Here is a 15,149-nt window from a genome sequence, read left to right on the forward strand (position 1 = left end):
GCTTACTGACGGCTCAGCTCTTTCCACAGGCCACCTTCGACAACCGAGATCACGATATCATCGGCACCACGGTGATCCGAAGCACTATACGAGATCTTGGTATCGGTCAGGGCATCAAAGTAGTCGAGGGTCTCCATACCTTTGACAAAGGCTTCCTGTGTGAGCTCGGGGCCTGCGGCTTCCAGTGCGCGCACCACGGTATCGGCGGCCGAATAACCCAACATGGCAAAGCCACCTGCAGGCTGACCAAACATGGCGTCATAATCCGCGATGAACTTGGCCGGAGCCTCGTCTTTGGCGCGGGCAATCAGGTCAAACCCAACCGGCAGCCGCATAAAGCCCTCGGTCACACCGCCAGGAACGGCGGCAACCACGTCAAGAAAGCCAGCAGAGGTGTTGAGGAATTTGACGTCGCTCCAACCCAGCTTCTTGGCCGTGCCAACCACGGTAATGCCCTGACGCACGCCCAGCGCCATTGCAACAACGTCACAGCCTGCCGCTTTCAGCTTGGTGAGCGAGCCGACAAAGTCCAGCTCGTCTGGCTTGTGGCTGGTTTCAGCGGCATAGCTCAGGCCCAGCTTGGCAGATGTTTCCTTGGCGCTCTCCTGGATTTCCTTGCCAAAATCGGAGGGGTTATACATGGAGCAGATTTCTTTGGCGTCGAATTCACCAGCCAGATAGGTCACACCGGCATCCACCTGATCGTAGTAGCTGGAAAAGCCGATGAATTTGTTCTCAACAGGATCCTGCAGCATCTGACGCGCCGAGGACAGCGGGCCGATATTTGGAATGCCTTTTGGGTCCAGCAGTTTGAAGCCCGCGATATTCATCGGGGTGCCAAGCGACAGCAACATGGCAAAGACCTTGTCGCGGTTCAAAAGCTTGTTGTAGCCCTGCATCGCACGCGGGATCTGATAGCCGTTGTCCTCAACCACAAAGCGGATCTGGCGCCCATGCACGCCGCCAGCCGCATTGACCTCGGCAAAACGCATATTGGCACCATTTGTGGCCGGAACGCCAACAGCTGCAAAGATACCGCTGAGGTCATTGACAGAACCGATTATAACTTCGCTATCGGTCACGCCCTGGCTTTCAGCCTGAACAGCAGAGCCCGCCGCAAGCGCCATCGCGCCCGCCATCAGTGTGCCTGCCATCACCTTGGATGTTAGTGTCTTCATTTCCATTTCCTCCCTGGATTGGTTCGCAGCGTGTTTAGACCACGCCGTCAATACATGTCGTCGATCAATGCCTTGTGCTTTTTCTCCACGAAACTGCGCTTCAACTTCATTGTCGCTGTCAGCTCGTCGTCTTCAGCGGTCAGCAGAACATTGATCAGGCGGAACGCCTTGATCTGCTCTACCCGGGCAAAGTCTTTGTTCACCGCTTCGACCTCCTGGCTAATCTGCTCAACCACCTCCGAGGCTGCGCAGAGCGACGCAAAGTCACTAAAGGGTATCTTCCGGTCCTGTGCAAATTTTTCAACATTTTCCTGATCAATCATGACCAGACAGCTGAGAAATTTACGTTGATCCCCAATCACCACCGCATCCGAAATGTAGTGGCTGAACTTCAGCCGGCTTTCGATCTCGGCCGGGGTGATGTTTTTGCCGCCTGCCGTGATGATGATGTCTTTGATCCTGCCCGTGATGGTCAGGTTGCCCGCGTCGTCCAGACGCCCCACGTCCCCTGTGCGCAACCAGCCATCCGCCGTAAAGGTCTCGGCGGTTTTCTCGTTGTTGCGCCAGTAGCCCTGAAAGTTGTTGTAGCCCAGGGTCTGGATCTCGCCGTCTTCGGCAATCCTGACCTCAACACCGGGAACAGGGCGCCCAACGGTTCCGGGCAGATTGTGTTCCAGCGTGTTGATGGTAGAGATGCCGGCGTTTTCGGTCATGCCGTAGCCCTCGATCAGAGGCACGCCAATGGACCAATACCATTTCAGCAATTCCGGCGAAATCGGCGCCGCGCCAGTGCCGCCACGCCGCATCCGGTCCATGCCCAGCATCCGGCGCAGATTGCGCAGCACCAGAAAATCCCAAAAGGCATAATTGGCCGCCACAGCCGCCGGGGGTTCTTTGCCATACATCACATAGGCCGCCCGCGCCTGCCCCGCCTTGATGGCGCGCCCAAAGGCCCAGCGCCCAATCGGCGTGGCCTCCTGGGCCAGGACCAGCACCCGCGAGTAGATCTTTTCCCAGACCCGTGGCACCGCAAAAAACGTCGCCGGAGAGACCTCCTGCATATTGTCAAAAACCGTCTCGGGGCTTTCGGCAAAGTTCACCGTGCTGGCGGCTGCCAGCGGGAAATAGACCGAGACATTGCGTTCCAGAATATGGCACAGCGGCAGGAAACACAGCTGCTCGTCATCGGGGTTAACGGCCAGAGCCCGCGCCCCGGACTCCATTGAGGCCATCACGTTTTCATGCCCCAGCATTGCGCCTTTTGGCATGCCGGTGGTGCCCGATGTATAGATCAGCATCGCGGTGTCTTCGGGTTTTGATTTGGCAATCTCGGCCTCAAAAGCGCCGGGATTTTTTGCCTCATAGGCCCGTCCCAGCGCGCAGAGATCCTCGATAAAGATACATTTATCCTGATCCAGATCATGCAACCCGTCACGGTCATAAATGATCAACTTGGCGAGGCCCGGCATCTCGCCCGCAACCTCAAGGTATTTGTCCAGCTGCTCATCGTTTTCAACAAACAGGAACCGGCTGTCGCTGTCATTGACCAGATAGGACAGTTGCGCGGCGGAATCGGTTGTATAGACCCCCGAAGCGATGCCGCCAACGCCCTGAACCCCCATATCCGTATAGAGCCATTCGCGGCGATCTTCGCTCAGGATCGAGACCACTTCGCCCCGTTGCAGCCCCAATGAGACCAGCCCCAGACCAATCCATTTGGCCTGCTCCCAGTAGGTGCTCCAGGAGTAGGATTTCCAGATCCCCATGTCCTTTTCACGGTGCGCAGTGCGGTCCTGCAACGCCATGCAGCGGGTTTGAAACAGCTTTGATATGGTATCACAGCCATCCACCAGAATGGGACGCTGGCCAGGTTGGGCATTGTAGGAAACGCCATTGATCTCGATCTGGGCAGGCCCGGTTTGTTTTGTGACATGCATATTCATCTCTCCCCCTCCTAGCGCCATGTTTTCTTGCGTTTCCAGCGTTTCTCACTGCGCTGACCCTCTTCCTGGTGACCCAGGTAAAAGGACTTGATGTCTTCGCTTTCCATCAGGCGGTCAGCAGAGCCATCCATCACGATGCGGCCAATTTCCATCACATAGCCCACATCCGCGAGATCCAGCGCGATACGGGCGTTTTGCTCAACCAGCATCATGGTGACATGCTCTTCAGAGTTGAGACGGCGCAGAATGGCAAAGATTTCCTGCACCAAAAGCGGCGAAAGCCCCAGGCTCGGCTCGTCCAGAAGCATGATCTGTGGCCGCAACATCAAGCCGCGCCCAATCGCCAGCATCTGCTGCTGCCCACCCGACAGGGTACCCGCCTCCTGATCCCGACGTTCCGCCAGTATGGGAAAATAGTCAAAGACCATTTCGCGGTCGCGCTCGATCTCGGCCTTGTCGCTGCGCGTATAGGCCCCGAGGCTGAGGTTCTCATTCACCGTGAGCAGAGGAAAGACCTCGCGCCCCTCGGGAACATGCACAATGCCCTGTTCGACAATGCGATGGGGCTCTTGGCCCTGAATGGGCTGGCCTTTGAACAGCACCTCGCCCTTTTCAGGATCCATAATGCCCGAGATGGTTTTCAGCAGCGTTGACTTACCGGCGCCATTGGCCCCCAGCACGGTGACGATCTGGCCTTTGTCGACCTTTAGCGACACGCCCCGGATGGCCATGATCGGCCCATAAAAGCTCTCGAGGTTTTTGATTTCCAGCAAAGGTTCACCCATTACACCGCCCCCGCGCCCAGATAGGCCTCAATGACGGCCGGATTGGCCTGCACTTCTGCCGGCGTTCCTTCGGCCAGTTTGGCGCCATCCGCCAGGGCCAGCACGCGGTCAGAAACCCCAGAGACCAGCCCCATGTCATGTTCCACCATCAAAACAGTGATCCCCATTTGCTTGCGGATGTCGTCAATCCACCAGCGCATATCCTGTGTTTCCTCAACCGAGAGACCCGATGCCGGCTCATCCAGCAGCAACAGGCGCGGCTGTGAGGCCAGGGCGCGACCCAGCTCAACCACCTTGCGCACCCCGTAGGGCAGCCCGGCGATCATCTTGTTGCGAAAGGGCTGCAGATCAAGGAAGTCGATCACTTCCTCCACCGCTTCCCGGTGGCGTTTCTCTTCGCGCTGCACCCGTGGCGTAAAGAACAGCTCTTCCAGCATGGTTGTTTTACGATGGCGATGCCGCCCGACCAAAAGGTTCTGCAGCACCGTGGCGTGCTCAAACAACTCGATATTCTGAAAGGTACGGGCAATGCCCAGATCCGCCACCTGATCCGCATCGCGGTCCAGCAGGTTGTTGCCGTCAAAGGTGAAGCTGCCAGCAAAGGGCTCGTAAAAGCGCGAGATCAGGTTAAAGGCGGTGGATTTCCCAGCGCCGTTGGGGCCGACGATGGCATAGACCTCCCCCTCCTCAACCGAAAAGCTGAGATTGTTCACCGCCACCACGCCACCAAATTTCAGCGTCGCATTTTTGATTTCCAAAAGGCTCATCTCAAACGCTCCGTCTTCAGGTAGGATTTCTGGCGGCGGAACATGTCCTTACGCGCAAAGGGAAACAGCTCGAACCAGGTGCGGATCTTCAGCCATCGCCCGTAGATGCCCATCGGCTCAAACAGGATGAACAGGATCAGGATCATACCAAAGACGCCGGTCTCCAGCCCCGGAATAGCCACGCCGCTGCCAACAACTGTGTCCTTTAGCATCGACAGAGCCTGCGGCAGGAAGGCGACAACAACAGCGCCAAAGAAGGCCCCATGGATAGAGCCAAGCCCGCCAATCACGATCATCATCAACAGGGTGATGGAAATCACCAGCGAGAAGGTTTCGTTGTTGAAGTTGCCGGCATAGTATCCCATCAAGGCCCCGGCCCAGCCGGTGATCATGCAGGACAGGCCAAAGGCCTTGCCCTTGGTGCGGGCGATATGCACGCCCATCGCGGTTGCCGAGACCTCACTGTCGCGCACTGCCGCAAAGGCACGTCCCAGAGGAGAGCGCAGCAGGTTGCGATAAAACAGGGTGCAGATGATCGTGACGGCCAGCACCAGATAGTAAAAGCGCGATGGCATCGACCAGCGTTCGATCTCAAAGCCAAAGATGGTGATCATCTCAGGGAACTTGCCCGAGACACCGCCACTCCAGGGTTCGGTCAGAACGATGATGTCATCGGCCAGAACCGACAGGGCAATGGTGGCAATCGCCAGCTAGATCCCGTGCAGTCGCAACACCGGAATTGCAATGATCACGCCGATCAGCCCGGTGATCACGCCCGCCAGCGGGAAGGCGATGATAAAGGGCACGCCCTGTTCGATCAGGATGGTATTGGCATAGCAGCCAATCGCCAGAAAGGCCGCATGTCCCAGGCTCGCCTGCCCCGTCTGACCGGTCAGAAGCATCAGGCCAAGGCCGGCAATGGCCCAGATCAGCACATTGGTGATCTCGCCCAGAAAGAAGTCATCCAGCAGGTAGGGCAGCGCAAAGGCCACAGCCAGAAGTGTTGCATAGACCGCCAGTGTCCAGCGATCGGGGAACAGCCGGATATCGTGTTCGTAGGATGTTTTGAAATGGATCCGCATGGGGTTATACCTTCTTCACGCGGACCTGGCTGAACAGACCATGAGGTCTGAAGATCAGCACGGCCAGCAACAGGGCATAGGGCGCAATTTGTGAATATCAGGCAGCGAGATAGCGCGCCGCAAAGGGCTCAATCACCCCAACGATCAGACCACCTGCAAGAGCGCCGGGGAGCGAGCCAAAGCCGCCGATGACCGCAGCTGCAAAGGCCTTGATGCCCAGCAGGCCCGCATTGGGATCAATCGCCCCCTTAGAGGCAAACAGAATGCCCGCCACCGCCGCCGTGGCGCCGGCAAGACCCCAGATCAGCCCCTGAACGCGTTTCACCGGAATCCCCATGAAATAGGCCGCCATCTGGTTCTGGCTTGCCGCCTGCATCGCCAGCCCCAGCTTGGTCCGCTGGAAGAACTGATAGAGGAACCAGGTCATCAGGAAGGTAACCACGATGATGGCGACATCCGCCATCCCCAGAACCACGCCGCCAATGTGCAGATCCCCCAGCGCCAGCGGACTTTCGAGTGTCTGCGGCTCATGGCCCCAGATCAGCCCGGCAATAAAGCGCAGCACGAAGCCCATGGCGATTGTCAGGATCACAACGGCGGGCTGGCTCTGACCAAACAGGTGCCGCAGCACAAACATGTCGAGCAAATATCCAAACACCGCCATGATCGCGATTGTCAAAGGTGCGGCGAGCCAGAACGGCAAATCCATATATTCCGCATTGGTAAGACCAAGGCTGACAAAGGCCCCAATCATCATAAAGTCACCCTGGGCGAAATTCACCGCCTCGGTGGCTTTGTAGATCAACACGAACCCAAGCGCGATCAGGCCGTAGACACAGCCGTTCGCAAGCCCACTGACCAAGAGCTGCAATACTTCCAAATTTTCCTCCCCCCGTTCCTAAAGAACGGTTCCCTGCCCTGTCTGATCCGGGCCTTTGCGCCTTTTTAGCGAATTTCCACGGCGCCTCCTCAAGCGGTGGAATCCCAAGCGTCTAAAAACAGACTAATGAGTATGTTTTTGACCTGTCAATCACCGGGACCCAGCGTCAACTGCCGAAAGAGCGCCTGTTTTTTACGCCTCTGCCCCTCTAAGCTGATTCTTGGGCCAGATGCGGCCCACACCCGCTAAGCGGCCTTTAGGGATGAGGTATTCAAGCCTGAGCTGCCTGAGTTTTTGGGGCAGGACTGTTCAGGCAGGACTGGTCAGTCTTTTTGCGGAACACGTGGTTTGACGGCAGGACCGCACAGCTGCAGTGCCCCAGGGGGATTGCCTCTCTTTAGCGCGGTCTGATAAGCGGGACAGCAACCTGAAGTGCAGGCAGAATTCTATGGTCGAACAAATCAGCCGCTCCAAAAGCGAAATCCTGGACGCCGCAGCCCATTGCTTCATGATGCTGGGGGCGGATGCCGCGTCGGTGGATGACATCGCAGCCCAGCTTGGATCGACCAAAGGGCGGATATATCATCACTTTTCCTCAAAAGGCGCCCTGCTGGCTGCGGTTCAGCTGCGGGCGGCCGGCTTTACCCACCGCGCCGTGGAACAAGAGATTGACCCCTCTCTGCCTGCGGCTGTCTCGCTGGACAACATGTCACGCAGCCATGTCTACACGGTGCTGGGCTCGCTGCCCTACCACAGGGTCATTTTGCAAACCTATTCCGGCGCAAGAGCCAAGGCTGTGACTGAGGTCGAGCGCGCCCTGCAGGACAAGCTCCGCTGCGGGCAGCGTCAGTATGAGCTGCTGTTTCGCCGCGAAGTGGAACGGGGCATGGCAGAGGGGAGCTTTGAGCCGCGCAATCTGACTGTGGCTGTCGCAGGCCTCATGCTGATTCTCAACTCGCCGGTCTTTTGGTTCCGCCCCGAGCGCGGCGCCTCACAGGATTTCCTGGACACCATCGCCCGCGATGTCAGTGGCATGGCGCTGGCCAGTCTGCGCGCCTGAGGCCTCGACCGGCCCTGTTTGCGACCCGCCCTCCGCGTCCGTCGCGCTGCACAGGTTGCGCAGGCAGGCGCAAAACCGCAGCCCCAGATCTGACAGCTGATGCTCGCTGCGCATGCAGAGCCCCACCGGCCCCTGGGTGCTTTTGGTGTCCAGCGGCAGCGCCTGCATCACCCCGGCCCGCAGGTCGGCACGGACAACCCCCTGGCTGATGATCCAGATCGCGCCGTGATCCAGCACAAAGCGCCTGCCAAAGGTGGCCGAGACCGTCTCAACCGGCGCCTGCGGCATCCCCAGCCCCTGCTCCAGAAACAGGCGCTCCACCAGCGGGCGGATGATCGAGCCCTTTGAGGGCATCAGCACCGGATAGGACTGCAAGGCCCCCGGCGGCAGATGCGCCAGCCCTGCCAGCGGGTGGCCTGCCGCGACCACCACAGCCACGCTCTCATGAAACAGCGGTTCAAAATCAATGCCCACCATATGTTCCGGCGCAGGCAGCCGCCCCACCACCAGATCCAGATCACCGCGGCGCAGCTGGTCCAGCAGGTAGCGGTTGTCCCCGGTGGTGACAGAAAACCGGCTGCGGGTCTCGCCCGCGCCAAGCTCGGCCAGGGCATCCGGCACCAGAGTGGCCGACACCGTTGGCAACGCGCCAACAGACAGCTGCGGCCCCTCGCCCGCCTCAAGGCCCTGCAACATCGCCACCCCGTCCCGCGCCAGCGCCAGACTGCGGCCTGCATGGTGGCGAAACATATCGCCATAGGGCGACAACCGGATACCGCGCCCATGGCGCTCAACCAGCGGCTTGCCGCAGACCGCCTCCAGCTCGCGCAGCGCCCGCGTGACGGCCGGCTGTGTCAGGCCCAGCGCCTCGGCGGCCAGGGTGACGCTGCCCTGACGGGCCACTTCGACAAAAACCTCGAGATGGCGTAATTTCAGCTAATCCGACAAAAGCATATCATTCTCGCTATGCAAACATGTTGTTATTCGCATTATACAGCTCATTTTTGATATGCGATACTGCCTAAAGACCAATCAGAAGATGAGGCTTGCGGATGAGTGACAGCAAATATGACCAGGGCATGGTGACCCGCCGCGCCGTTCTGGGCGACGCCCATGTGGACCGGGCCGAGGCCGCAAAGACGGATATGGACACAGCCTTTCAGACCCTGATCACCGAAGGCGCCTGGGGCACGGTCTGGGCGTCAGACGGCATTGGCCAGCGCGAGCGCTCAATGCTGACGCTGGCGCTGTTGGCCGCGATGGGCAATTTTGAGGAAAGCCCGATGCATATTCGTGCCACCGCCCGCACCGGCGCCAGCCGCACCGATGTGATCGAGGCCTTTCAGCATGTGGCAATCTACGCCGGAGTTCCGCGCGCCAATCATGCGCTGAAGCTGGCCAAACAAACCTACGCGGAAATGGATGCAGAATCCGCCGCGAACCCGACCTAGATTTCGGCCAGAATTTCAGCCTGAATTTCGGGCTGGATTTCGACCTGAGGAGGACAGACACAATGACCATAGCACCCCCAAAACAGGGCGAGTTCTACCAGCGTGACCGTCGCTGGCACCCGCCCGCCTTTCACCAGAACTACAAGACCTCTGTGGCGCGCTCGCCGAAACTCTCGATGATCAGCCTCGAGAACACCGTCAGCGAGATCACCGGCCCGCGCTTTGGTCATTCCGATCTGGCGCCCGGCGACAACGACCTGCTGACCAATTATGCCCAGCCCGAGCAAAGCCCCATTGGCGAGCGCATCATTGTGCATGGCCGGGTGCTGGACGAAAACGCCCGCCCCGTGCCCAACACGCTGGTTGAGATCTGGCAGGCCAATGCCAGCGGGCGCTATCGTCACAAGAAGGACGCCTATCTGGGCGCGATTGATCCCAATTTTGGCGGCTGTGGCCGCACTATGACGGATGAAAACGGCTATTACTATTTTCGCACGGTAAAGCCCGGCGCATATCCCTGGCGCAATTGGGTCAACGACTGGCGCCCGGCGCATATCCACGTCTCGGTCTTTGGCACCGGCTTTGCCCAGCGCCTGATCACCCAACTGTATTTTGAGGGCGACCCGCTGATCAAGACCTGCCCATCGTGGCGACGATCCCGGATCCCGACGCCATCGAGCAGCTGATCGCGCGTCTGGACATGAATGCCACCATTCCGCTGGACACCATCGCCTATAAATTCGACATCGTGCTGCGCGGCCGCCGCTCGACCCTGTTTGAAAACCGCCTGGAGGGGAACTGATGCCACAACAGCTTGAGTATCTGAAAGAAACACCCTCGCAGACCGCAGGCCCCTATATGCACATTGGCCTTGCCCCCGGTGCTGCGGGATTTGAGATCTACGACCCAGCAGCATTGGGTCAGGACATCACCGGTCCCAATGCTGCTGGTGAGCGCATCCGGATTGAGGGGCTGGTCACCGACGGCACCGGCTCTCCGGTGAAGGACGTGCTGCTGGAGGCCTGGCAGGCCAATGCAGCAGGCATCTACGCCCATCCCGAACATCCCGGCGAGGTCGAGGCAGGTTTTCGCGGCTGGGGCCGTGTCATCACCGATTTTGACAGCGGTGAATGGGGCTTTGAGACGGTTAAGCCCGGGGCTGTTATGGGCCGCAATGGTCAGATGATGGCGCCGCATATCAATCTTTGGATCGTTGCGCGCGGCATCAACGTCGGCCTGAACACCCGCCTGTATTTTGAAGACGAGGCCGAGGCCAACGCCGCCGACCCCGTGATCAATGTCATTGAGTGGGAAAAGCGCCGCAAAACACTGATCGCAAAACGCAGCGAACGGGACGGCCAGGTGGTTTATCGTTTTGACATTCACCTGCAAGGCGACGATGAAACCGTATTCTTCGATATCTGAGGAGCAACAGAGTTGAGCAAACCCTGCATTATCTGCGTCGCCATCACCGGTTCGGTGCCACGCAAGGAACATAACCCGGCCGTGCCGATCAGCATCGCCGAGCAAATCGAAAGCACCCAGGAGGCCTTTGAGGCCGGGGCCTCGATTGCCCATTGCCACGTGCGCACCGAGGATCAAAACCCAACCTCGGACCCCGAGCGCTTTGGCCTTTTGCTGGAAGGGCTGAACAAACACTGCCCCGGCATGATCGTTCAGCTGTCGACCGGCGGCCGCTCAGGCGCGGGCAAGGAGCGCGGTGGCATGCTGTCGCTGCGTCCCGACATGGCCTCGCTCTCGGTGGGGTCCAACAACTTCCCGACCCGTGTCTATGAAAACCCGCCGGAGCTGGTGGACTGGCTCGCCAGCGAGATGCGCCAGTATGAGGTCAAACCCGAGATCGAAGCCTTTGATCTGTCCCATATCCACCAGGCGGTCAAAATGAACCGCGATGGGCGTATTGCCGGCAAGCTCTATGTGCAATTTGTCATGGGCGTCAAAAACGCCATGCCAGTGGATCGCGAGACCTTTGATTTCTACATTGAAACCGTCAAACGTCTGGCCCCCGAGGCGGAATGGTGTGGCGCCGGCATTGGCCCCGGCCAGATCCAGATCAATGAATGGGCCATTGCCGCAGGCGGTCATACCCGCACCGGGCTTGAGGACAATCTGCGTCTGGACCGCGAGACTCTGGCGCCGTCAAACGCAGCCTTGGTGCAGCGCGCCGTTGATCTGTGCGAGAAATATGAGCGCCCCGTCGCCACCTGGCAACAGGCCCGCGAGATCCTGGAGCTGCGCCCAGTCTGAAACTGGCTGACACAGTCAAACACTGTCTAAAACTGTCAGATCCACTCGGGGCCAGACTTGAAAAACATTCAGAGGGCGAGCCTTGCGGCCTGCCCTCTTTTTTCCATCCGCCACAGGCCAGGCCGGGGCCATGTCAGCTGCGGTCAATCATTGCAGGCCTAATCGGGACTGGCTAGTCGGGACTGTGCCCCGACAGATCCTTTAGAATAGGACAGTCCGGGCGATTGTCGCCGGCGCAGCACTGCACCAGCTCTGTCAGCGTGTCCCGCATCGCCTGCAAATCGGCGATCTTGGTCTCGATCTTGCTCAGGTGCTCTTGCGCCAATTGCTTGACGTCGCCACTGGCGCGGCTCTCATCCTCATAGAGCGCCATCAGCATACGGCAGTCTTCAATGGTGAACTCCAGGGCGCGCGCCCGGTCTCCAAAAAAGCCAGTTTGTGCAGATCTGCCTCGGCAAAACAGCGATAGCCATTGTCGCTGCGATGCGGTTTGATCAGGCCGATATCCTCGTAGTAGCGGATGGTCTTGGCCGGCAGGCCCGAGCGGGTGGCAACATCACCGATATTCATGCGAACCTCCTCTTGCGCCAGCTCATACAACGGGGCTGGGGTTTTGAGACACGCCCCTGCGCACCTCTGCCCCCTCATCTAAGCTGGATTTCAGCCGATGCAAGCGCAGGGCGTTGCTGAGCACAAAGACGCTGGAAAGCGCCATGGCCCCGGCCGCCAGCGCTGGCGACAACAAGGGGCCGCCAAAAGGATACAGCGCGCCTGCTGCCACCGGCACCAACAAGATATTATAGCCAAAGGCCCAGCCGAGGTTTTGCCGGATATTGCGCATGGTGGCGCGGCTGATGCTCAGGGCATTCAGAACTCCGCGCAAATCACCTGACACCAGCACCACATCCGGCCGCCTCAATGGCCACATCCGTGCCGGTGCCAATGGCAATGCCCACCTCGGCTGCAGCAAGGGCGGGCGCGTCATTCAGCCCGTCGCCGACAAATGCCAGCGCGCCGAACTCTGCCTGCAGATCCTTGAGGGCCGCAACCTTGTCCCCCGGCAGGCACTCGGCCCGCCCCACATCAATGCCAAGCCGCGCCGCAATCGCGCGTGCCGTCGCCTCAGCATCGCCAGTGATCATTGCCACCTTGAGGCCACGCGCCTGCAGCGCCCGAATGGCCTCGGGCGTACCGGGTTTGATCGGATCCGCCACGGCAAGGGCTGCGGCAGCCTCCCCGTTGATGGCGACAAAAAAGGGTGTCTCACCTGCTGCGGCCCAGCACATGGCCTGTTGCTCAAGTGCGGCAAATGCAATGCCTTCGCGCTGCATCCGCCGCGCGCCCCCCACCAGAACCTCCTGCCCCTCAACCACGGCCCGCAGGCCATATCCGGGGATCGCCTCAACGCTATCCGCTTGTGCTAGCCCCTTGCCTGCAGCCGCGACCAGAGAACGGGCGATTGGGTGTTCGGACTGGGATTCTGCCGCCCCCACCAGACGCAGAACGGCCTCGCTCTCAAACCCTTTCGCGGCCATGAAATTGGTAAGCGCCGGGTGGCCCTGGGTCAGGGTGCCGGTCTTGTCGAGCGCCACCACCTTGACCTCTTGCAGCCGTTGCAGCGCGTCGCCCTTGCGAAACAGCACGCCCAGCTGCGCCGCCCGCCCTATGCCCACCATGATCGAGGTCGGCGTGGCCAGTCCCATGGCGCAGGGGCAGGCAATGATCAGCACCGAAACCCCGGCCACCAGCGCCAGTGGCACCGCGGGCGCCGGTCCCAGCAGCAGCCAAAGCAAAACAGTCAGAGCAGCCGTCAACATCACGGCGGGCACAAACCACAGGGTTATGCGATCCACCAGGCCCTGCACCGGCAGCTTGGCACCCTGCGCCTGCTCAACCATTTGAATAATCTGCGCCAGGGCTGTGTCACGCCGGACATGCGTGTCGCGAAACTCCAGCACGCCGCTGCCGTTGACAGTACCCGCTGAGACGCGGGAGCTGGCGCTCTTTTCCACCGGCACCGGCTCACCGCTCAGCATGCTTTCATCGACATATGACCGCCCCGAAATCACCTCACCGTCCACCGCAATCCGCGCACCGGGACGCAGCCGGATGAGATCACCGGCCGCGATATCATCGACCAGAGTCTCGACCACAGTGTCGCCGCTCACCACCTCGGCGGTCTTTGGTTGCAGCCCGGCCAGTTTGCGAATGGCCGCGCCGGTGCGACCCTTGGCGCGGGCCTCCAGCAGACGTCCCGTCAGGATCAGCACCACAATGACGGCAGCCGCCTCATAATAAACATCGGCGGCGCCAGGGGGCAGCAGGCCCGGCCAAAAGGTCGAGACCACCGAAAACCCATAGGCCGCAGAGGTGCCCAGTGCGACAAGCGCATTCATATCGGGTGCACCACGCACAAGTGCTGGAAAGCCCTTGCTGTAGAACTGCCGCCCCGGCCCGATCAAAACCAGTGTCGTCAGGACGAATTGCAGCAGATACCTGTTTTGCTGGCCGATGTTTGCCATCACCCAATGGTGCATCGCAGGCACCATATGGCCCCCCATCTCGATGACAAAGACCGGCAGCGTCAAAGCGGCGGCCATCATCACCTGGTGCGACAGCGTTTTGATTTCATCCGCCTTGCGCTGGCGTGTGTCCTCCGCGGCAGCGACCTCAACCCCGTGCAGACGGGCCGCATAGCCTGCGGCAGCGCTCGCCGCGATCAGGTCAGCCGCACGGCTGGCCCCCGTCAAATAGCTGATCTCGGCCCGTTCTGTCGCAAGGCTAACCTCAGCTGTCACCACCCCCGGCACAGCCCGCAACGCAGCCTGCGCCCGGCCCACACAGGACGCACAGCTCAACCCTTGGATATCAAGACTGAGATGCGACAGCGCCGCCGGATACCCGGCCTGATCCAGTGCTGCAACCAGCGCGCTCACCGGCAGCTCAGCCGCAGCCTCAACCTGTCCTTTGCCGCTGGCCAGATTAACCGAGGCAGCACTGACCCCGTTCACCTGCACCAATGCGCGCTCAGCCCGCGCAGCGCAGGCCGCACAGTTGAGACCGGTGATTTGCAGTGAAATGTGGCGCTGTTGCATCGGATACATCCAAAAAGAGAGTCGTGGTGTGGATAGGATATGGGGCTTCCAGTCAGGGGAAGGTCAAGGGCTGAGCCAGACAAAATTTGCCGCCACAGAAAGCCACCACAGGAAACGGCGCCTTTCAGCGGCATTGCCGCCGATGTGGTCGCTTTTGGCACGGGTCAAATCATTGGGGAAACTTCAGGCAGACAGCTTGCGCTTGCCTGCCAGCGCAAGCCTCTGTACCCCTAGGCTAGACCCCTAGGGCAGCCCCCTGAAACAGGGGAGACATATTGACACGAGACCCATTTTGACAGGGACCCACGTCGGGCCCGCTCCAGTCAGGGCCTCAGGAACAGAACAAAGGATCAAACATATGATGCGCACACGTGCAGCCGTTGCAGTTGCTCCGGGCCAGCCGCTCGAAGTAATGGAAGTGAACTTGGAGGGCCCCAAGGCGGGCGAGGTGCTGGTGGAAATCAAGGCCCCCGGCCTGTGTCACACGGATGAGTTCACCCGGTCCGGCGATGACCCCGAGGGCATCTTTCCGGCGATCCTTGGCCCTGAGGGGGCAGGCGTCGTGATCGAGGTCGGCGCAGGCGTCACCAGCCTGGTAGTGGGCGACCACGTGATCCCGCTTTATACCCCCGAGTGCCGC

Annotated in this window: 10 protein-coding genes and 5 pseudogenes; 6 read left to right on the forward strand and 9 right to left on the reverse strand. The window is 60.0% G+C overall.

What is annotated here, in order from left to right; all coding sequences use genetic code 11:
* Window positions 1-2: 2 nt before the first annotated feature.
* From B4968_RS22225 to B4968_RS22250, 6 genes and pseudogenes are all read right to left on the reverse strand, one after another.
* On the reverse strand, window positions 3-1,178 hold the full coding sequence (locus tag B4968_RS22225; RefSeq protein WP_083101367.1) for an ABC transporter substrate-binding protein: 1,176 nt from the start codon (window positions 1,176-1,178) through the stop codon (window positions 3-5).
* A gap of 47 nt (window positions 1,179-1,225) precedes the next feature.
* Entirely contained in the window at window positions 1,226-3,121 is a 1,896-nt protein-coding gene (locus B4968_RS22230) for an AMP-dependent synthetase/ligase (RefSeq protein WP_083101368.1), read from the reverse strand.
* 11 nt (window positions 3,122-3,132) lie between these two features.
* The gene (locus tag B4968_RS22235; protein ID WP_083101369.1) at window positions 3,133-3,906 is read right to left on the reverse strand and encodes an ABC transporter ATP-binding protein; all 774 of its coding nucleotides are present in this window, start codon (window positions 3,904-3,906) and stop codon (window positions 3,133-3,135) included.
* Window positions 3,906-4,673: an ABC transporter ATP-binding protein gene (locus tag B4968_RS22240; protein WP_083101370.1), complete on the reverse strand. Its 768-nt coding sequence runs from the start codon at window positions 4,671-4,673 to the stop codon at window positions 3,906-3,908. Before B4968_RS22240 ends, B4968_RS22235 begins: the two co-directional genes overlap by 1 nt.
* Window positions 4,670-5,755 (reverse strand): annotated as a pseudogene (locus B4968_RS22245) (branched-chain amino acid ABC transporter permease). Before B4968_RS22245 ends, B4968_RS22240 begins: the two are co-directional and overlap by 4 nt.
* Before the next feature lie 4 nt (window positions 5,756-5,759).
* A pseudogene (locus B4968_RS22250) lies at window positions 5,760-6,635 on the reverse strand (branched-chain amino acid ABC transporter permease).
* Between the two features lie 448 nt (window positions 6,636-7,083).
* Between B4968_RS22250 and B4968_RS22255 the strand changes: the two are divergent.
* Complete coding sequence (locus tag B4968_RS22255) at window positions 7,084-7,695, forward strand: TetR/AcrR family transcriptional regulator (protein ID WP_083101371.1); 612 nt, start codon at window positions 7,084-7,086, stop codon at window positions 7,693-7,695.
* Here the strand turns inward: B4968_RS22255 and pcaQ are convergent.
* Window positions 7,627-8,631 carry a pca operon transcription factor PcaQ gene (gene pcaQ, locus B4968_RS22260; protein ID WP_277620982.1) on the reverse strand — a complete coding sequence of 335 codons (1,005 nt, stop codon included), beginning with the start codon at window positions 8,629-8,631 and terminating at the stop codon, window positions 7,627-7,629. The two genes, B4968_RS22255 and pcaQ, sit on opposite strands and share 69 nt — an antisense overlap.
* A 116-nt stretch (window positions 8,632-8,747) precedes the next feature.
* On the opposite strand from pcaQ, the gene pcaC reads away from it, so the two are divergent.
* The 4 genes and pseudogenes from pcaC (at window position 8,748) to B4968_RS22280 (ending at window position 11,414) form a co-directional block, all read left to right on the forward strand.
* Window positions 8,748-9,146: a 4-carboxymuconolactone decarboxylase gene (gene pcaC, locus B4968_RS22265; RefSeq protein WP_083101372.1), complete on the forward strand. Its 399-nt coding sequence runs from the start codon at window positions 8,748-8,750 to the stop codon at window positions 9,144-9,146.
* A 62-nt stretch (window positions 9,147-9,208) separates the two neighbouring features.
* Window positions 9,209-9,948: pseudogene (pcaH, locus tag B4968_RS22270) on the forward strand (protocatechuate 3,4-dioxygenase subunit beta).
* Complete coding sequence (pcaG, locus tag B4968_RS22275; protein ID WP_083101373.1) at window positions 9,948-10,571, forward strand: protocatechuate 3,4-dioxygenase subunit alpha; 624 nt, start codon at window positions 9,948-9,950, stop codon at window positions 10,569-10,571. Before pcaH ends, pcaG begins: the two are co-directional and overlap by 1 nt.
* A gap of 12 nt (window positions 10,572-10,583) precedes the next feature.
* Window positions 10,584-11,414, forward strand: a complete 831-nt coding sequence (locus B4968_RS22280) for a 3-oxoadipate:acetyl-CoA acetyltransferase (RefSeq protein WP_083101374.1) — start codon at window positions 10,584-10,586, stop codon at window positions 11,412-11,414.
* A 172-nt stretch (window positions 11,415-11,586) separates the two neighbouring features.
* Here B4968_RS22280 and cueR read toward each other — a convergent pair.
* Window positions 11,587-11,984: pseudogene (cueR, locus tag B4968_RS22285) on the reverse strand (Cu(I)-responsive transcriptional regulator).
* Window positions 11,985-12,006: 22 nt separating this feature from the next.
* Window positions 12,007-14,509: pseudogene (locus tag B4968_RS22290) on the reverse strand (heavy metal translocating P-type ATPase).
* Window positions 14,510-14,870: 361 nt separating this feature from the next.
* Here B4968_RS22290 and B4968_RS22295 point away from each other — a divergent pair.
* Window positions 14,871-15,149 (forward strand): alcohol dehydrogenase catalytic domain-containing protein (locus B4968_RS22295; protein WP_148664073.1); only part of this gene is annotated, 279 nt, incomplete at its 3' end.

Origin of the sequence: Pseudophaeobacter leonis (assembly GCF_002087335.1) — a bacterium.
GTDB classification, from domain to species: Bacteria; Pseudomonadota; Alphaproteobacteria; order Rhodobacterales; family Rhodobacteraceae; genus Pseudophaeobacter; species Pseudophaeobacter leonis.